General features: G+C 66.7%; 16 protein-coding genes and 1 tRNA gene. 7 read left to right on the top strand and 10 right to left on the bottom strand.

All coding sequences use genetic code 11. The annotated features are described in order from the left end of the window. Nucleotides 1–44: 44 nt before the first annotated feature. Nucleotides 45–1,046, top strand: a complete 1,002-nt coding sequence (locus A9D12_RS02040; protein ID WP_082925337.1) for a tetratricopeptide repeat protein — start codon at nucleotides 45–47, stop codon at nucleotides 1,044–1,046. Beyond that, nucleotides 1,037–2,041: a tRNA lysidine(34) synthetase TilS gene (tilS, locus tag A9D12_RS02035; RefSeq protein WP_068349329.1), complete on the top strand. Its 1,005-nt coding sequence runs from the start codon at nucleotides 1,037–1,039 to the stop codon at nucleotides 2,039–2,041. Before A9D12_RS02040 ends, tilS begins: the two co-directional genes overlap by 10 nt. 26 nt (nucleotides 2,042–2,067) lie before the next feature. On the opposite strand, the gene A9D12_RS02030 is transcribed toward tilS, so the two are convergent. Beyond that, a complete protein-coding gene (locus A9D12_RS02030) occupies nucleotides 2,068–2,919 on the bottom strand; it encodes a L,D-transpeptidase family protein (RefSeq protein WP_082925336.1) in 852 nt (283 codons plus the stop codon). A 121-nt stretch (nucleotides 2,920–3,040) separates the two neighbouring features. Then, a complete protein-coding gene (gene rimO / locus A9D12_RS02025) occupies nucleotides 3,041–4,441 on the bottom strand; it encodes a 30S ribosomal protein S12 methylthiotransferase RimO (RefSeq protein ID WP_068349325.1) in 1,401 nt (466 codons plus the stop codon). A gap of 79 nt (nucleotides 4,442–4,520) precedes the next feature. Between rimO and A9D12_RS02020 the strand changes: the two genes are divergently transcribed. Genes A9D12_RS02020 through A9D12_RS02010 form a run of 3 tightly spaced genes read left to right on the top strand, consistent with a single transcriptional unit; the run spans nucleotide 4,521 to nucleotide 5,738 of the window. After that, complete coding sequence (locus tag A9D12_RS02020; protein ID WP_068349323.1) at nucleotides 4,521–4,760, top strand: DUF6356 family protein; 240 nt, start codon at nucleotides 4,521–4,523, stop codon at nucleotides 4,758–4,760. A 58-nt stretch (nucleotides 4,761–4,818) separates the two neighbouring features. Next, entirely contained in the window at nucleotides 4,819–5,340 is a 522-nt protein-coding gene (locus A9D12_RS02015) for a hypothetical protein (protein ID WP_068349321.1), read from the top strand. Further along, nucleotides 5,337–5,738: a DUF1761 domain-containing protein gene (locus tag A9D12_RS02010; protein WP_068349319.1), complete on the top strand. Its 402-nt coding sequence runs from the start codon at nucleotides 5,337–5,339 to the stop codon at nucleotides 5,736–5,738. Before A9D12_RS02015 ends, A9D12_RS02010 begins: the two co-directional genes overlap by 4 nt. A 16-nt stretch (nucleotides 5,739–5,754) precedes the next feature. On the opposite strand, the gene A9D12_RS02005 is transcribed toward A9D12_RS02010, so the two are convergent. The 4 genes from A9D12_RS02005 to A9D12_RS01990 all read right to left on the bottom strand — a co-directional run bounded on the left by A9D12_RS02005 (nucleotide 5,755) and on the right by A9D12_RS01990 (nucleotide 11,502). Then, nucleotides 5,755–6,834 (bottom strand): potassium channel family protein, encoded by a 1,080-nt coding sequence (locus A9D12_RS02005; protein ID WP_068349317.1) that lies wholly within the window; start codon nucleotides 6,832–6,834, stop codon nucleotides 5,755–5,757. Next, on the bottom strand, nucleotides 6,834–7,598 hold the full coding sequence (surE, locus tag A9D12_RS02000; protein ID WP_068349315.1) for a 5'/3'-nucleotidase SurE: 765 nt from the start codon (nucleotides 7,596–7,598) through the stop codon (nucleotides 6,834–6,836). The genes A9D12_RS02005 and surE overlap by 1 nt, the downstream gene beginning before the upstream one ends. Further along, nucleotides 7,598–9,052: a serine--tRNA ligase gene (gene serS, locus A9D12_RS01995; protein WP_068349313.1), complete on the bottom strand. Its 1,455-nt coding sequence runs from the start codon at nucleotides 9,050–9,052 to the stop codon at nucleotides 7,598–7,600. The genes surE and serS overlap by 1 nt, the downstream gene beginning before the upstream one ends. A gap of 98 nt (nucleotides 9,053–9,150) precedes the next feature. Next, nucleotides 9,151–11,502 (bottom strand): TonB-dependent receptor, encoded by a 2,352-nt coding sequence (locus tag A9D12_RS01990; protein ID WP_068349311.1) that lies wholly within the window; start codon nucleotides 11,500–11,502, stop codon nucleotides 9,151–9,153. A gap of 122 nt (nucleotides 11,503–11,624) precedes the next feature. Between A9D12_RS01990 and A9D12_RS01985 the strand changes: the two genes are divergently transcribed. Then, entirely contained in the window at nucleotides 11,625–12,269 is a 645-nt protein-coding gene (locus tag A9D12_RS01985; RefSeq protein ID WP_068349309.1) for a TetR/AcrR family transcriptional regulator, read from the top strand. Nucleotides 12,270–12,279: 10 nt separating this feature from the next. Beyond that, nucleotides 12,280–12,957, top strand: a complete 678-nt coding sequence (locus A9D12_RS01980; RefSeq protein WP_068349302.1) for a Fe2+-dependent dioxygenase — start codon at nucleotides 12,280–12,282, stop codon at nucleotides 12,955–12,957. On the opposite strand, the gene A9D12_RS01975 is transcribed toward A9D12_RS01980, so the two are convergent. The 4 genes from A9D12_RS01975 to sppA form a co-directional block, all read right to left on the bottom strand. Then, entirely contained in the window at nucleotides 12,931–13,725 is a 795-nt protein-coding gene (locus A9D12_RS01975; RefSeq protein WP_231889669.1) for a hypothetical protein, read from the bottom strand. The genes A9D12_RS01980 and A9D12_RS01975 overlap by 27 nt on opposite strands. A gap of 37 nt (nucleotides 13,726–13,762) precedes the next feature. Beyond that, a complete protein-coding gene (locus A9D12_RS01970; protein ID WP_068353422.1) occupies nucleotides 13,763–16,390 on the bottom strand; it encodes a M14 family metallopeptidase in 2,628 nt (875 codons plus the stop codon). Between the two features lie 163 nt (nucleotides 16,391–16,553). After that, nucleotides 16,554–16,628: transfer RNA gene (locus A9D12_RS01965), tRNA-Val, on the bottom strand. 89 nt (nucleotides 16,629–16,717) lie between these two features. Next, nucleotides 16,718–18,622, bottom strand: coding sequence for a signal peptide peptidase SppA (gene sppA, locus A9D12_RS01960; RefSeq protein WP_068349300.1), 1,905 nt, complete (start codon nucleotides 18,620–18,622; stop codon nucleotides 16,718–16,720). Nucleotides 18,623–18,692: the final 70 nt, after the last annotated feature.

Here is an 18,692-nt window from a genome sequence, read left to right as displayed (position 1 = left end):
CTGCCCCACAAGGCAGGCGATATTGCCAGGGAGCCTGACCAGCCATGACCATCCGCCCCAGAACCCTTTCCTTGCGCCTTGCCGGTGCCGCGATGATGGTCGCCACTGCGGCAAGCGTTGCCAGCGTGCCCGCGCCGCTGATGGCGCAGGACAATGCCGCCGAGGCGCGGCTCAAGAAAGTCGAAGCCGAAGTGCGCGCGCTTCAGCGCAAGGTGTTCCCGGGCGGGGACGGCAAGTTTTTCGAACCTCAGATCACCCCAGGCACGCAGACTCCGGCAACCGCAGGCACCACTAGCCCGGCGCCTTCCACCACCGCGGTCACCGATATCCTCATCCGCATCGATGCGCTGGAAAACCAGTTACAGACGATGACCGCGCGCGCCGAAGAACAGGCCAATGCGATCGCGCAATTGTCGGGCCGGCTTGCTGCGCTCGAAGCCGCGGCGAGCGCGCCGGCTGGCACGCTTGCGCCGGCAGGCGCGCTGCCGCAGCCCGCGCTCGGCGTTCCGGCGGCGAGCGTGCCGGCAAGCCAGATTCCGGCACCGCGCCCCGCAGCCAGCGTGCCTGCGGTAAGCACCGCGCCCGCCCCGGTCGTCAGCGCGCCGAGCGCAGCGCGGCTTGCTGCGGTGCAGGCGATCGCCAAGCCGCAGACCGCCGATGCTGCGGACGATGAATATTCCTATGGCTTCCGCCTGTGGAACGCCGGGTTCTACCCCGAGGCGCGTCAGCAATTGACCCGCTATGTCGAGCAATACCCCAACCACAGCCGCATCAGCTTTGGCCGCAATCTGCTCGGCCGGGCATTCCTCGACGACAACATGCCCGAGGATGCCGCGCGCTGGTTCCTGAAGAATTACCAGGCGAACAAGGCGGGTGACCGCGCGCCCGACAGCCTGCTTTATCTCGGCGCGTCGATGGTGGCGATGAAGGACACCAAGCGCGCCTGCATCGCGCTCGCCGAATTTGCCGAGACCTATCCGCTGATCGCGTCGGGCCGGCTCGCGAGCGATTATCAGGCGACCCGCGCGAAGGTGAAGTGCAACTGAGCGCAACGGCTGCCGCGCGGTTTGCCGCGGATCTGGCAGCCCTGTGGCCCGAGGACGAGCGCGACGGCCCGCTGGGCCTCGCGGTTTCAGGCGGGCCCGACAGTCTGGCGCTGATGCTGCTTGCCGCCGAAGTGCTGCCGGGCCGGATCGCGGTGGCGAGCGTCGATCATGGCCTGCGGGCCGAGGCTGCCGGCGAGGTGGCGCTGGTAGGCCGGATCGCTGCCGAACGCGGCATTCCCTTTACTCCGCTTGGCATCCGCCTTGCCCCCGGCAATCGCATGGCCGAGGCCCGCAACGCACGCTACGCCGCGCTGGCGCACTGGGCGGCCGAGCACCGGCTTGGCGCAATCGCGACCGCACATCACGCCGATGATCAGGCCGAAACGCTGTTGATGCGGCTGAACCGCGGCAGCGGGCTGGCGGGTCTTGCCGGGGTGCGGGGCCATTCGCGGATCGCGCAAGATCAAGTGCTGCTGCTGCGTCCGCTGCTGGGCTGGCGCAAGGCCGAGCTTGCCGCGCTGGTCGAAGCTGCGGGGGTGAGAGCGGCGCAGGACCCCACTAACGCCGATCCCGCCTTCGAGCGCACGCGAATGCGCGCTGCGCTGGCCGCGGCGGACTGGCTCGACCCGGTGGGGCTGACGACCAGCGCAGCCCACCTTGCCGAGGCATGGCAGGCGCTGGATTGGTATGCCGAACTCGACTGGCACGACATGGTGCTGCGCGAGGACAGCGACAGCGGCGTGCCCGGTTTCAGCTATTGCGCGAATGCGCCGCGGATCATCGGGATCGAAACGCTGGCGCGGATCATCGCAGCGCTGGGCGGTCAGGTCACCCGCGCCGAGGCCGGGCGGGCGTGGGACCGCTTGTGGGCGGGCGACAACGCCTCGCTCGGCGGCGTGCTGGCGGTGCCCGGCGTCGAGCGGGTCGAGAAAGTGGGCGTGATGATGCGGGTCTGGCGGTTCCGGCCCGAACCGCCGCGCACCGGATTGAACTAGGCTGCCGGCGCCGCCGTGCGCGCGGTTTACAGCAGCTTGTCGCCCAGACCCACCATCCGGCCGCGGGTGATGATCACCTTGTCCCCGCGCTTGGCGGACGCGAACAGTTTGGCGGCAAATTCGTCGGGCACGCCGATGCAGCCGTGGCTGGCATAGCCGTTCATGACCGGCGATCCGTGGATCGCGATCCCGTCCCACGTCAGGCGCAGCGTCCAGGGCATCGGGGCGTTATTGTATTTCTCGGAAACGTTGTCGCGTTCCTTGGTCAGGATCGGGAAGCTGCCGAGCGGAGTGGGGTGTTCCTGTGTGCCCACCAGAACCACTGCGGTGCCGATTTCGTGGCCGTCGCGAAAGGCGCTGATGACGCGCGCTTCGAGATCGACGGTGATCACCAGCGCGCCGCTTTTCGGCGCGGCGCTTTCATCCCAGAACCAGTCGCCATAGCGGAACGTGCCTTCGACCGGGAGGATCGACTTGATCACGAAAGGGCCACCGGCGGCGGGCGCAGGCGCTGCGGCGGGGAGCACGGCAGGCGGCGGGCCGGCAATCACCCGCGCCGCAGGACCGCGCGGTGCGGCGACATCGGCATCGATCGGAACGCTTTGTGCAGCGATCGGGGCTGCGACCGGCTCCGGCGCGACGCTTTGCCCCGGACCGGCAATGGCGGGAAGCCCGGCATAGACCGCCGCCGCATCATCGGCTGTGCCCGATGCTGCGCCAGCAACCGTCGTATCGGGATCGATCGGCTCGAACGTCGGGGCGCTGCCAGACTGATGGGCACCCGGCGCGCGGGCAGCATCCGTTGCGGGCATATCCTGCGCCAGTGCGGCATATTGCAGGGCGGCAAGCGCGGCGATGAAGGCGATGAGGCGGATCATGCGCACAAGTATGGGGTGTCGCCGCCAGCCTTGCGAGTCATTAACCATCCGCCGTCCCTTGCGGGGACGCGGGCAAGGGCGGGGTTAACGCAAGGCCCCGCCATCGCTCGCTGCCGGAATCTCAGCGCCCCGCAGGCGCCGCAACCGCGCCGAACAGATCGTGCGCGTCGGCATCCTCGATCACCGCGTCGACGATATCGCCCGGCACGAGGCCGTCGGGCACATTGCGCAGATAGACCGCGCCGTCGATTTCGGGCGCGTCGGCCTGACTGCGGCCGGTGGCGCCGATGTCGCCATCCTCGTCAGGCTCACCGATCTCGTCGATGATTACGGGGAGCGTGCGGCCCACCTTGGCAGCAAGCTTGGCCGCGCTGATCCGCTCGGTCACTTCCATGATCCGGGCGTAGCGTTCTTCCTTGATGGCTTCAGGCACCTGATCGGGCAGGGCATTGGCCGCCGCGCCTTCGACGGGTTCGAAGCGGAACGCGCCGACGCGGTCGAGCTGCGCTTCCTCGAGCCAGTCGAGCAGGTAGCGGAAATCGTCCTCGGTCTCACCCGGGAAGCCGACCACGAAGGAGCTGCGGATCGCGATGTCGGGGCAGATTTCGCGCCAGCTTTTCAGCCGTTCGAGCACCTTGGCCTCGTTCGCGGGACGCTTCATCGCCTTCAGAACCTTGGGCGCGGCGTGCTGGAACGGAATGTCGAGATAGGGCGTCAGCAGCCCTTCGGCCATCAAGGGGATGACCTGATCGACATGGGGGTAGGGGTAGACATAGTGCAGCCGCACCCACGGCGCGCGGCCTTCGGGCGTGCGCAGCGCTCCCAGTTCGCGCGCCATATCGGTCATGTGCGCGCGCACCTCGCGGCCATGCCACTGGCGCGGTTCGTGGCGGGTATCGACCCCGTAGGCGCTGGTATCCTGGCTGATGATCAGCAGTTCGCGGGTGCCCGCCGCGACCAGCTTTTCCGCCTCGCGCAGCACCGCATCGATCCGGCGGCTGGCGAGTTTTCCGCGCAGATCGGGGATGATGCAGAAGGCGCAGGAATGGTTGCAGCCTTCGGAAATCTTGAGATAGCTGTAATGGCGCGGGGTCAGCTTGATATCGACCAGATCGCCCATTTGCGGGATCAGGTCGACGAACGGCCCCTGACTTGGCGGCGCATGGGTGTGCACCGCTTCGACCACCTGTTCATACTGGTGTGCGCCCGTCACCGCGAGCACGCTGGGATGCGCGGCACGGATCGCGTCGGCTTCCTCGCCCATGCAGCCCGTCACGATCACGCGCCCGTTTTCGGCGATCGCTTCGCCGATCGCGGCAAGGCTTTCCTCCTTGGCGGAATCGAGGAAGCCGCAGGTGTTGACCAGCACCACGTCGGCGCCCGCATAATCCTCGGCAAAGGCATAGCCATCGGCGCGCAGGCGGGTGAGGATGCGTTCGGAATCGACCAGCGCCTTGGGGCAGCCGAGGCTGACCATGCCGATGCGTTTCTGGTCGGGGAGGATGGTGGGGATCGAAGCCATGTCGCGCGCGCCCCTACACTGTGCGGGGCAAAAGCGCTAGGCTTGACCGAGCGCGCCGCCCGAAGGCATTGTTGCCCGCATGATCGAAAAGCTCTTCACCGAACACCCGCGCGCCATCGGCGAGACCTATGGCCAGCACGCGCGCACCGCTTTCAGCTTCGGCTGGCGCATGGCCGTGGGCGGCGCGGCGTGCATGGTGCACGCGCTGGTGCCGGGCATCTTCGTCAAGACCGCCAGCCGCACCGTGGTGCAGCTCGATGCCGAAATGCGCGGGCGCAAGGCGACCGCGGCGGAAGAAGAATTCGCCTACGTGATCTGAAGGTGGCCCGCGCGCCGCACCTATCGACCGGCGCGGCGAACGGCTAAGGCTCACCGCGATGCACATCACGATCACCAAGGGCACGAACGGGGACAAGGTCGCGGTGATGCGCGGTGACGGGTCGCGCGAAGCCTTCGGCTTCCCCCGCAAGGGCCCTTACCCCCACGATGCCTTCCACTTTTTCGTCGAGCGCGAGTTGCGCATGACGGCGGGTTTCTGGGGACTGATCGCCAGCGGCATGACGCCCGGCGCAGTGCAGGCGCTGGCAGCGGACGGCGGCCATGCGAGCGCCAGCCGCGCGGCGCGGCCCGATCCGGCGATCGTCGAACTTATCCAGGCCGAACGCCTCGTCGAATGTTTCGAAGCGGCAAGCTGGAGCGGGGGCGCGGATGATACGGCGCTGCTGGCGATGGCCGAACCCGCATGGGCGGCAAGCCACGTGCCCGCGCCCGAAAACGCAGCCCGGAAACTCAGCGCCATTCGCGAAAGCCTCGATGCCTTTCTGGACCAATGGCGCGCCTTGCCCGATGGAGGCGCGATTGCCCTCGATTGGCAGGTTGGCACAGGAGACAGCCGATGAACGATTTTTCCCTGCTCCCGGTGCTGGCCGGCACCGCCGCATTCTTTGCCGTCGGTGCGCTGTGGTACGGGCTGATCTTTGCCAAGCCGTGGCAGCGCGCGGCGGGCCTGTCGAACAGCCAGCTGCGAGCCGGCAACATGAAGGTCATCTTCGCGCTGGCCTTCGCCTTCGAAATGCTGACCGCGATGGTTCTGTGGCACCTGCTCGCGCGCACCGATCCGCCGGGCTTCGTCGTGATGATGATGGCGCTGGGCTTTGCCGTGGGCGTGATGATCCCTGCGGTGGGGATCAACTACCTGTTCCAGAGGAAACCGCTGGCGCTGTTCCTGATTGATGCCGGGCATCTGCTGGTCGGCATGGCGATGATGGGCGGCGTGTTCGTCTGGTTTCGAAGCTAGGCTTCGCCCTTTCGCTCTACAGATCGGGCGCCGCTTCGCTCGGCGCGGTGGGGACGATCTCGACCACCACATCGCCGGCTTGCAGGTTCTGGCATTCCTGCTCCCAGAAGCCGATCGGGCGGCCCATGCGATAGACCCTGAGACCGGTTCCGCCGCTCTTGAGCTCGCTGATCGGGCGGCCGACCTCTGCCGCGCTGACTTCGCGTTCGACCAGCTGCACCCGCCCGCCGACGCTCGCAAGATCGGCAAGATAGTCGGCGATATGCGCGCCCTTGACGGTGCCTGCCAGCAACAGGCCGGTGAAGCGCACCGGGTTGATGACGTTGTTGGCGCCCGCCTGCCGGGCAAGCAGTTCGTTGTCGTCGGCGCGCACCACCACGCTGATCGGCACGTTCGGGGCGAGGTGGCGCACGGTCAGCACGATCAGGATCGAGGTGTCGTCGCGCCCCGCGCTCACCAGCACACTCTGCGCGCTGCCGATGCGCACGGATTTCAAGGTTTCGTCGCGCGTCGCGTCGCCCGCCATGACATTGACGCCGAGCCGCTCGGCTTCGGTGAGGCGTTCCTCGGACGGGTCGATCACGACGATGCAACGCGGATTGACCCCGCGCTCGATCAGCTCGCCCACGCTCTGCGAGCCCGAGACGCCGTAGCCGAGCACGACCACGTGATCGGTCAGCTGTTCCTGAATGCGGGCCATGCGCCATTTCTCCCAGCTGCGCTTGATGACGAAATCGTAGGCCGCGCCCACGAAGATGAAGAGCACGGCGATCCGCACCGGGGTGACGATCACCGCCTCGATCAACCGCGCGCGGTCGCTCACCGGGGCGATATCGCCGAAGCCGGTGGTGGTGATGCTGATCATCGTGAAATAGACGACATCGAGAAAACTGATGACGCCGTCGTGCCCGTCTTTCAGCCCTGCGCGGTCGAACCAGTGGATCGTGATGACCAGCCCGATCAGCAGGAAAGCAAGCCCGGCGCGGATGCCAAGATCGCCCCAGACCGGAATCTTGACCTGCCGCCGCAGCGGCTGGAAATGCCCGCTCGCCGCTGCGCGCCGCTTGAACGGGTTGCGGCTGGGCTGGCTTGCCATCAGTCGGCGAACCGGTCGGCAAAGATGCCGATGGTCGAATAATGCGTCAGGTCGAGCTGCAGCGGGGTGACCGCGACATAGCCGTCCTCGATCGCTTCGAGATCGGTGCCGTGGTCCAATGTGTGTTCGATCTGGTCGAGCCCGAACCAGAAATAGCGGTAGCCGCGCGGATCGCGGCCTTCGACGATGGTGCCGCGCTTGTAATCGTGGAAGCCCTGCCGGACCACGCGGATGCCTTTCACCGCATCGGCGGCGATCGCGGGGAAATTGACGTTGATCAGCGTGCGCTCTGCCATCGGGGCGTCGATCAGCTTTTCGAGCACTTTCGGCCCCCATTCCAGCGCCGCGCCAAAGGGCACATCGTCGCCCATGCCTTCGCGGGCATAGACCTGGCTGAAGGCAATCGAACGGACCCCCGCCAGCGCGCCTTCGATCGCGGCCGACACGGTGCCCGAATAGGTGATGTCATCGGCCAGGTTCGCGCCGCGGTTGACGCCCGACAGGATCAGCTCGGGGGCATCGGGCATCACCGTTCGCAGCGCCATCATCACGCTATCGGTGGGCGTGCCGCTGATCGCGAAGCGCCGCTCGCCATGCTGGTGCAGGCGCACCGGGCGGTTGAGCGTGAGCGAATGGCCCGCGCCCGACTGTTCCTCGGACGGCGCGCAGATCCAGATATCGTCGGAGAATTGCCGCGCGATCTCTTCGAGCACCTTGAGCCCGGGCGCGTGGATGCCATCGTCGTTGGTAAGGAGGATGCGCATCAGGCGAGCGGCTCCAGCCGGGTGATGCCGCCCATGTAGGGCAACAAGGCATCGGGCACGGTGACGCTGCCGTCGGCGTTCTGGTAATTCTCGATCACCGCCACCAGCGTGCGGCCGACCGCGAGGCCCGAGCCGTTGAGGGTGTGGACGAACTCGGTCTTCTTCTCGCCCGCCACGCGGTAGCGCGTGTTCATCCGGCGTGCCTGGAAATCGCCGGTGTTCGAGCAGGAGCTGATCTCGCGGTAAGCGCCTTGGCCCGGCAGCCAGACTTCGAGGTCATAGGTCTTGCGCGCGCCGAACCCCATGTCGCCGGTGCACAAGAGCAGCTTGCGATAGGGCAGGGCAAGGCGTTCGAGGATGGTCTCGGCGGCGCGCACCATGCGCTGGTGCTCGGCTTCGGACTCCTCGGGGCGCACGATGCTGACCAGCTCGCATTTCTCGAACTGGTGCTGACGGATGAACCCGCGCGTATCGCGCCCCGCCGCGCCCGCTTCGGAGCGGAAGCACAGGGTGAGCGCGGTGAGGCGCATGGGGAGGGCCGCTTCATCGAGCAATTCGCCCATGACGCTGGCGGTGAGGGAGACTTCGCTGGTGGGGATGAGCCAGCGGCGGGTCGATCCTCTGCTTTTGAACTTGGCCTTGGCTTGCCCTACCATGCTTTCACGGAGCGTTTGGTAAAGCTGCGCATTGAAACCGGCACTATTAAAAGAGAGCTCTTTGGCAGCGTCTTGCTTAAATTGCTCGATACCATCACTAGCGAGCTTATCAATCATCTCCTGCATACTTACATGCGTTTCAAAGCTGTCCTCGGCAAACTTGGGCAGCTTGTCGGTGCCATACATGGCGTCGTCGCCGACCAGCACCGGCGGATTGCATTCGGCATAGCCATGCTCGCCCGTCTGCACGTCGAGCATGAACTGGCCGAGCGCGCGGTGGAGCCGCGCCATGCCGCCGCGCAGGAAAGTGAAGCGCGCGCCCGAGAGCCTTGTGCCGGTTTCGAAATCCATGCCGAGGGCAGGGGCGATGTCGGCGTGTTCACGCGGCTGGAAGTCGAAGTCGCGCAAGGTGCCCCACCGGCTGACCTCGACATTGTCTTCCTCGCCCCCGCCATCGGGCACATCCGCGCCCGGCAGGTTGGGGATGACTTCGAGCAGTTCTTTCAGCTTGCCCGCCAGTTCCTCGGCGCGGGCTTCGAGCGCGGGCATCTGCTCTTTCAAAGCAGCCACTTCGGCCTTGATTGCCTCGGCGCCGTCACGGTCGCCCTTGGCCATCGCCGCGCCGATCAGCTTGCTGGCTTCGTTGCGGCGGCTTTGTGCGACCTGCACCTCGGTGGTCGCGGCGCGGCGCGCCTCGTCCAGCGCGATCAGCGCCTGGGCGAGTGGATCGAGACCCCGGCGGGCGAGGCCGGCGTCGAAGTCTTGCGGGTTTTCGCGGATCGAGCGGATATCGTGCATGGGCCGCGCTATGCCCGCTTGCCATGCCCAAGGAAAGAGGAAGAAACGGGGCGGCGGCGGGTGATGCCCTGCCGCCGCCCCTCAAAGGCGAGAGAAGATCAGAAGTTGACTTGCGCGGTCACAAACACGCGGCGCGGATCGCCGTAGAAGCCGGTCAGCGTGCCTTCGCGGCCCAGCGTGGGCACGAAGGGCGCGCCGTTCACACCGCCCGCAAGGAAGTTGTAGCCCGCGACGATGTAACGCTTGTCGAACACGTTCTTGGCGTGGACCCCGACCGAGAACAGCCCGCTGTCCGCGGTGTAGACGACGCTGGCATCGACCAGCGCGAACCCATCCTGATCGAGGAAGCGATTGGGCACTTCGAACTGGCTCGCATCCGAACGCAGCGACGCGGTGCCGATGAAGTCGAGCATCCCGCTCGCCACCGGAAGGCCGAGATCGAAGCCCATGTGTGCGGTGATGTCGGGAGTGTTCTGGAACACGCGTTCATCCGCCACATCGCGGCCGAAGGCGTCGATGAAGGTGTTGAACTTGGCATCGATCACGCCCAGCGACCAGTTGATCGTGAAGCGGCTGCCGTCGCCCGCAAAGTCGCGCCCCGCGAGCGCGCTGCCTTCGAATTCGATCCCGTTGACGTCGGCATCGGCCGCGTTCGAGGTGATGCCGATGAAGCTTTCGTTCACCCCGTCACCATTGGCATCGACCCCGACCGAGCCCGGGATCTGCACGTCCTTGTACTGCCCCAGGAAGCCTGCAAGGCTGATGTTGAGCCGGTTGTCGAGCAGCGAGGCCTTCCAGCCCAGTTCGAAGCTGTCGACGGTTTCGGGATCGAAGCTGAGGAAATCGAACACTTCCTGCGCGTTGCACGCAGCCCCGCGCGGATTGCGGCAGGCGGTCGTCTGGCCGCGCGGGTCGAAGCCGCCGCCCTTGAAGCCTTGGGAATAGGTGAAATAGAAATTGTGGTCGCGGTTGGGTTGCCAGCTGATCGACGCGCGCGGGTTGAAGTCCTTGAAGGTGCGGCTGCCGTTGAAGTTGCTGGTCACGGCAAAGGCGGTGCCGTCGCCGTCGAACAGGTCGGAGAACCCGCCGAAGAAGCTGGTCCGCAGGACTTGGCTGGTGCGCTTGTCGTTGGTGTAGCGACCGCCCAGCGACACGCTGATCGTGTCGGTCAGATCGTAGCTGAAATCGCCGAACACCGACCAGGTCTTGGTGTTGACATCGCCCAGCGTCTGCGCGGTCAGGCCGGGCAGGCCAAGCAGCGCGCCGGTAGTCCACAGCCCCACATCGAACGCGGTAAAGGCGTTGGCATCGAGGTAGTAGAAGCCCAGCACGCCCGACAGGCGGTCGCCTTCGTAGAGGAGCTGGAATTCCTGGCTCAGCTGATCGTTGTTGTAGATCGCGGGGACATCGACATCGACCGCCGGAAGCGAATCGAAATCGATCGGGGTGGTCGACTTGTCCTCGCGGTAGCCGGTGATCGACTTGAAGGTCAGCGTGTCGGACAGCGACAGCGCGATGTTGAGCGCGCCGCCCCAGGCCTCGACTTCTTGGTCGACCACATTCAGCCCCGCGCGGGTGTCGAACACGTTATCCAGCACCGGCGCGCCGCTGACGAGGCCGCGGGTGAAGCGGTGCCCCTGCCGCGCTTCGGAGGTGTCCTTGACATAATCGCCCGAAAGCCGCGCCTTGACGATGCCGCTTTCGAACTCGAGCGTGCCGCGCGCGGCCCACACATCCTTGTTGTAGTTCTCGGTGCCGAGCGTGAGGTTGCGGCCGAACCCGCCGCGCGACAGGCGCGCGCCGCTGGCGCCGATCTTGAAGCTGTCGCTGAGCGGGGTCGAGGCGGTGACGATCAGGTCGGCCTGATCGTAGGAGCCATAGGTGCCGCGCACCTTGAGGCTGGTTTCATCGGGCAGATCGGCGGTGACATACTTGATCGCGCCGCCGATGGTGTTGCGCCCATAAAGCGTGCCCTGCGGACCGCGCAGCACTTCGACGCGCTCGACATCATAGACATCGAGCACCGCGGCCTGCGGACGGTTGAGATAGACATCGTCGACATAGAGGCCGACGCCAGCTTCGAAACCGGCGACCGGGTCCTGCTGGCCGACCCCGCGGATGAAGGCGGTGAGCGTGGTGTTGGTGCCGCGGCTGACTTCCAATGTGATGTTGGGCACCTGCTGGGCGACCTGCGTGATATCCTGCACGCCCTGCTTGGCCAGCGTTTCACCCGAGATCGCGGTGACCGAGAGCGGCACGTCGATCAGGCGTTCCTCGCGGCGGCGCGCGGTAACGAAGATCGTGCCTTCTTCCTCGGCCGCAACAGGTTCGCCCACAGTCTGCTGAGCAATTTCGGGCGCATAATCCTGCGCCATCGCGGGCGCCGCAAAGGTGACGAATCCGGCGGCGCCGGCGAGCAGCAGCGCACGGGTGCAAAGCGTGGTGTTCATTGGGTGGTTTCCTCTCCTGTCCCTCTTATGTGCCCACCATTATTGAAAGGTGAACCACCTTTCAAGTTTAGACTTGTGTCTGCGGCATGCCGGGCCTACCGAAAGCGTGGAGGGAGTAGCTGATGGGCAACAGTCCAGCCGCCGCGGCGATGGCCGAGGGCGCCACACCGACCGACGCGAAAGCGCCGCGCACCGAGCGGGGGCGGCGAACCTTGCGCAAGCTGCTCGATGCGGCGGCAGAGGAGTTCGGCGAAAAGGGTTTCCACGAAGCTTCGGTCAGCTCGATCACCCGGCGCGCAGGGATGGCGCTGGGCAGCTTCTACACCTATTTCGACAGCAAGGACGCGCTATTCCGCGCGCTCGTCGCGGACATGAGCGAGAAGGTGCGCACCAGCGCGCGTTCGGCCTTGTCGGCGGAAATGTCTGCGCTCGAAATCGAACGCGCGGCGCTCGCGGCGTTTCTGCGCTTTGCCGCCGAACACAAGGAAATCTACCGGATCATCGACGAGGCCGAATTCGTCGATCCGGCGAGTTACCGCGACCACTATGAAACTATCGCCGCGCGAATTGCCGACCGGCTTGGGGCAGGCGCTGCGGCGGGCGAACTGCGCGATGATCTGGGCGAACTTGAAGCCTGGGCGGTGATGGGAATGAACGTGTTCGTCGGGCTGCGCTATGTCGTGTGGGGCGACAAGCAGGGGCTGAGCGCAGACGCGGTTGCCGCCGGGGTCAACCGCTTGCTGGCCGAAGGCGTCTTGCGGCGCTAAGCGGGGCGGCATGATCCTTGCCATCCACGCCATTCCCGAGCCTGATCGTCTTGCCGCCATCGCCGAGCGGATTGCGCTGCTCGACTGGCGCGACGGGCGCGAAACTGCGGGCGCAGTCGCGGCCGAGGTCAAGCGTAACGAACAGGCGATAATGGACAGCGCGCCGGGCCGCGCGCTGCAATCCGAACTGTCCGCGCTGCTGGCCGATCACCCGGTGATCCGCGCCGCGGCGCAGCCCCGCCGCTTTTCGCCGCTGCTGATCAGTCGGACGGGCGAGGGCGGAGGCTATGGGCCGCATGTCGACAACGCGCTGATGGGCCGCGGCGACCGGCGTATCCGCACCGACCTGTCCTTCACGCTGTTCCTGACCCCGCCCGAAGAATACGACGGCGGCGAGTTGGTGATCGATGCGGCGGGCACGACGCAGCAGGTCAAGGGCGCGCCTGGCCATCTGATGCTCTACCCTTCCGGCAGCATCCACGAGGTGCGCCCGGTCACACGCGGCACGCGGATCGTGTGCGTCGGCTGGATCGAAAGCATGATCGAGGATGCTGCGCGCCGCGAACTCCTGTTCGATCTGGAGAACCTGCGCGCAAGCCTGCGGCGTCAGCTTGCCAGCCAGTCGGCCGAATTGCTCACGCTCGACAAGACCATCGCCAACCTATTGCGGATGTGGGCGTGCGCCTGAGAGCGGGGGCATCGCGGCCTTTTTGCCCTTGATCGTGAAATAGAGGATCAGGCCCACCCCGATCACGCTCGGCCCGGCCCAGATCGCGGGGTTGAAGACATGTTCGGGCACCATCCGGATCAGCCCGACCGACAGGAAGGCGGTATAGGCCGAAATGCCCATCCCGATCAGCGCGCGGAAATGCTCGCCGATGTAATCTGGTGCCCTGCCGCTTCGCTGCTTGGGGGCGGGGCTGCCGCGCGGGGGATCGCCTGCCCGCCAGATATAGCGCTGCTGGATCAGCATCGCGGCGATGCCGATGAACGCGACCAGCATCATCAGCGGGTGGCCCACCTGCCAGCCATACCAGCCGCACCACGCGCCGGACAGCACCACCGCCGCGATCACCGCCTGATAGCGCGGCCGGCGCAGCACCGTGCGCTCGCGGCTATGCCGTACAACTGCCAGCCCGTAATCGACAAAGCCGATCGTCAGCGTGCCGAGATAAAGCATCATCCAGCCAAACAGTCCGTCGTAGAGCGCGCGGTCGGTGACTTCCGGGTGGCGATGTTCGGGCCCGAACAGCGACAGCATCGCCATCGCTATCGCCAGCATCCCGGCGCCCAGAAAGCCATAACAGGCAGCCCGGCCCCACTGGCGGTGGCGGGCTGCGCCTTTTCTGGTGACGATCGGTCCCCAGAACGCCGCCAGACCCACCGCGCCGGTGGCGACATGGAGCACGACAAGCGCATGGAACAGCGTCATGCCCGCCAGCATGACACATCGCATGTCAATCGCCTAGAACACTCTGGTGGGCGTGATGCCGTCAGCGCACCCGCGACGGCGCCACCAGAACCGCATTGGCGATGAGCAGATCGAGCCCTTCGAGATAGCCGCGGGTCGAAGGATCATGCGCAAAGCCGATCACCAGCCCGCGGCCGGTCTGCTGCGCCATGAGGTAGGGCTTGTAGCCCAGTTGCCGGCGGTTCTCGTCCCACACGTATCCGCTCGCGATCAGGCCGGCAGGCGCGGCGAACCGCAGGACGTTGACGCCCTTGTCGCGCGCCACCGGGGTAAAAATCTGCGTGCCGCTTGCCAGCACCACCGCGCCATCGTCGTAGCCGGCGGAGAGGAAATGGTCGGGCTCGCCCACCACGTTGAGCAGCGCGCCGGGCAGGGTATCGGGCAGCGCCGCCTGATCCTTGATCGCCTCGCGATAGGCGCTGTCGCTGGTGATTTCGGCGGCCTCGGCCAGATCGCTCTTCGCACTCTCGCCCGATGCGGCAGGGTCGCGGCCCAGCGCCGCCTCGCGCTTGACCGCAAGCAGCGGCGTGTCGCCGCCGGTGAAGGCATCGAGGCTTTCCCCGATCGCGACCAGCACTCCGCCGCGCTGCACGAAGCTGCGCAAGGCGCGCTGTCCGCTGTCGCCCAGTTGCGCCGAAGGATCGCCTTCGGGAACGAGCACCACGTCGTAATCGCTGAGGTCCGCCCGGCCAAGCCGCGCGGTGCGGATCGGGGTGACGGGCAGGCCGATGCGCTGTTCGAGCACATAGCGCAGCGACCCCGCCGAGAGCGGCGAGACGCCGTCGTCCCATGCCACCGCCACGCGGGGCAGGGTCAGCCGGGCGAAATGCTCGCTGCCGAGATTCGGCCCGGTTTCGGTCCAGCCGCTGTCGAGTGCGGCGGTTTCGGCCCCGATCTCACGCGACAGTTCTGCAAGCCGCGCCAGCTTTTCGGGCGTGTTGCGCCCCGCCGGGAACACCACCGTGCCGCGCGGGAAGCTGCGGCCGCCGGTGGAAAAGGCGCGGTCGGTGACGCGCCCCTCAATGCCCTCGCGCAGCGCCAGCGCCACCAGCCGCGCCTGTCCGCTGTCGGTCCACGGCACGGCGACGGCAAAGGCGCCGCTGCCCGATTGGCGCGCGGCAATCGGCATGTCGGCCGCCATCGGCTCACCCCCGGCCGCACCGCTGCACAGCATCACATCGACCCCGGCCATCGGCCCCACGGCCCATGCGGTGACATCATAAAGCTCGTGCGGCAGATCGACCGAACGGCGGCGCTCCTGCTCGGCGAGGAAATCGGCCGGCAGCGGCGTATCGCGGTCGAGCAGGCTGCGGATCAGCCGTGCGGCAGGCTGGGCTTGCGGCACCGCAAGGTAGCCGGCGGGATAGGACTTGCCGCAGACGTTCGCGCTGCCCTCGCGGCGCAGCACGGTGATGCCCTGCGCAGCGAGCCGCCGGCCGAGCCGCTCGGCATTCCAGCGACGCTTGCCGAGATCGATGACATAGCTGCCCCTGCCTGCCGCGCCCTGCGCATTGCCAGCGCGGTAGGCGGCATAATCGGCGAGGAACTTGCCCGGATTGTCCGCCACTGCCGCAGCCGTCGCCAGGCTGGCGGTGAAGTGATTGGCGACCGTCTCGGCATAGGTCAGCGTGGTCCCGTCGCGCCGCTCCCACACCAGTCCGCGTGCCGATCCCTGTTCATAGGTCGAACCGATCGCGCCCTGATGCGCGTTCCAGGTATCGCCGTATCCAGGGTAGAACAGGTCATAGACCTCGCGCGTGAAATAGGGCTCGCCGCGCGCATCGAAGGCCGCGGCGTTGTAGCGCCCGATCTTCTCGTAGGCGCGGATCTGCGCAGGCGTGAGGTTGGGGCTGAAGGGCTGGGCGGCGGGCGAGAAGAAGTAGCTTTCGTCCCCGCTCATTTCGTGGAGGTCCACCACAACCACCGGGTTCCAGTCGCGGATCGCCGCCACCTTGCCGCGGGTTTCGGGTTGCGACAACGTGAACCAGTCGCGGTTCAAATCGAACATGTAATGGTTCACCCGGCCCGACGGCCAGGGTTCGTCGTGTTCGGCTGCCTGCCGGTCGCCATCGGGGACGATCCCGGTCGAGGCAAGGAAGTTGTTCAAAAACCGCGCGCGGCCATCGGGGTTCTGCATCGGGTCGATCACGACGATGGTATTGCCCATGATCTTGTCGGCGCGCGCATCGCCCTTGGCGGCGAGCAGGTGGTAGGCGGTCATCAGCGCGGCATCGGTCGAGGAAATCTCGTTGCCGTGGACGCCGTATGCCAGCCACGTCACCGGCAGCGCGCTGCCATTGCCTGCGCGTCCCGCGGCGATGTTCGCCATGTCGGCTCGGATCGCATCAAGCCGCGCGATGTTGGCGGGGGCGGACAGGACGAGGTAATAGAGCGGGCGGCCCTCCCAGCTTGTCGCATATTGCACCAGCCGCGCCCGGTCCGGCGCGGCCTCGGCCAGCGCCTTCAGATAGGCGTAGGTCTGATCGGGGGAGGTGATCTTCGCCCCCGGCGCATGGCCTGCATTCTCGGTCAGCGTCGGGATGGCGCGGTCGAAGCTCCCTTCGATGAAGGATTGTGCCGCCGACGGCGCAGCCGCATGGCAAGCGGCGGCGATCGCGATGAGGCTCAGGCCCCGGACAAGTTTGCGCATCAGTGACCCCAGCTGTCCGCCCGTCGGCGGGATTGAAGCACAGCTTTGCCGCGCAACCCGCCGCGCGGTCAAGCCGCGAGGCGCGTGACGGAGGGGGAGAAAGAAGAGCCCGCCGGAAACCGGCCAGATCATCATTTCCCAGGGCCGCAAAGGGGGCGGGAAATGGTGGGCGCGACAGGGATTGAACCTGTGACCCCACCCGTGTGAAGGGTGTGCTCTACCGCTGAGCTACGCGCCCGTCCGGTGGGCCGTGTGGCCCGGACAGGGGGGCGCCTTTAAAGCGGGCTGTGCGGCTTGGCAAGCGTTCGCGCGCATGCCTTTGCGCTTTTACAGCTTCGCCAGCCAGGCCAGCAGCGCGATCATCCCTTCTGCACGGTCATCGCCCGGGCGCGGGGCAGGCGCGACGGGGGTGCCGGTGATCGGGCAATCGGTGCACAGCGCCTGCGCGCCACGGGCGCCGAGCAGTCGCAGGGCATCGGCGCTGATCCGCGCGCCGAGATGCTCCGAGCGCCGGCCCAGCAGCGCGAAGATATCGCCGCCGCCTGCCGCGGTGCGCGCTTGCGAGCCGCCCGTTACCATCCGGCGGATCAGCGAATCGTAATTGCCATCGCTTTCGCCGAGGAACACCGGATGCCATTCGCCGTCCTTGACCCCGGCCTTGGCCGCGGCCCAGCCGAGCGCTTCGGTCAGCCCGCCGAATTCGTCGACCAGCCCGATCTGGCGCGCAGTGCCGCCGTCCCAGACCTGCCCTTGCGCAACCTCCTCAACCCGTGCGAGCGGCATGCGGCGCGAGGCCGACACCCGGCCCAGGAACCGCGAATAGGTGCCGTTGATCGAGTTCTGGAGCAGCGCGTCCATCGCCGGAGTAAAGCCGCCGAGGAAATCGGGCTGGCCCGACAATTCGGTGGTTCGATACCCGTCGGAGGTCACGCCCAGCTTTGCCGCGGCATCCTCGAAGGTGGGAATTACCGCAAACACCCCGATCGAGCCGGTGATCGTGTCGGGTTCGGCAAAGATCCGGTCGCTCGAGGTCGCGACCCAGTAACCGCCGCTCGCCGCGACATTGGCGAAGGAGACCGCGACGGGGATCTTGCGGTCGCGGTGGCGCTGGACCGCGCGGCGGATTTCTTCGGATGCCGTCACCGATCCGCCGGGCGAATCGACCCGCACCACCAGCGCCGCCAGATCCTGCGCGAGCGCAGCGTCGAGCAGGTCGGCGATCCGCGTGCCGCCCGCGGTGCCCGGCCCGGCCTCGCCATCGACGATTTCGCCCGCGATGGTGACGACGCCGATCGCCTTGCCCTGCCGGATCGCGCCGAGATCGGCGAGAAAAGGTTCAAGCTCGCTCGACGCGAATTTGCCCGGGGTCTTGTCCCACGGGTCCTCGCCCGCGACCTGCGCGACGCGCGCACCAAATTGCGCATAATCGCCGAGCTTGTCGACCATTCCTGCGCCAACCGCCGCCTTGGCCATGTCGCCGCCCGAGCTTTGAATCCAGGCGAGCGGATCGCCGGTCACGCGTGCCAGTTGCAGCTTGGGCCGCGCCTTGGTGACGTTCGCCTTGTACTCCTCCCACATCGCGCCGTAGAGCCCGGCCGCGTTGGCGCGGGCTTCCTCGGACATGTCGCTGCGCGAATAGGGCTCGACCGCCGATTTGAACGCGCCCACGCGGTAGATTCGCGCCTTGACGCTGAGCTTTTCGAGCAGGCCGGCATAGTAGAGATTGTTGCCCCCCGGCCCGGCGATAACCGCCATGCCCTGCGGGTCCATCCACACCTCGCTGGCGTGGGCGGCGATCAGCATGTGATCATCGGCATAGCCCAGCGCATAGGTGAACACCGGCTTCTTGGCCTGACGCACCCGGTCCATCGCTTCGCCGATGTCCTTCAGATGCACCTGACCGCCACCGAGGAAGGTGGTCATGTCGATCACTACCGCCTTGATCCGGGCATCGCCCGCCGCCGCGTCGAGCGCGCGGACAACATCGCGCGCGCGGGTTTCGGCCATCGGCGCGCTGCGGGCGAGCAGCGCCTGCACAGGATCGAGCGCGGTCTTCTCCTCGACGATCACACCGCCCAGATCGATCAGCAGTGCGCCATCGCGCACTTGCCCGGGATTGGGCCGCGCCGAGAGGATTGCGAACACGGCGAGGAAGAACAACAGCATGAACAGGAGGACCAGACCGTCCTTGACCCCGACGAGGACCTTCCAAACCTTGCCCACAAAACTCATGCTCTGTCCTTTATGCCTTTGCCGCGCCGTGTAGGGTCTTTGCCCGCGCAGTTCTATCGGAAAGCTTACG

The organism is Erythrobacter neustonensis, assembly GCF_001663175.1.
In the GTDB taxonomy this organism is placed as follows: domain Bacteria; phylum Pseudomonadota; class Alphaproteobacteria; order Sphingomonadales; family Sphingomonadaceae; genus Erythrobacter; species Erythrobacter neustonensis.
The sequence above is the reverse complement of the archived record's forward strand: the minus strand, read 5'-3'. Positions and strand labels throughout refer to the sequence as shown.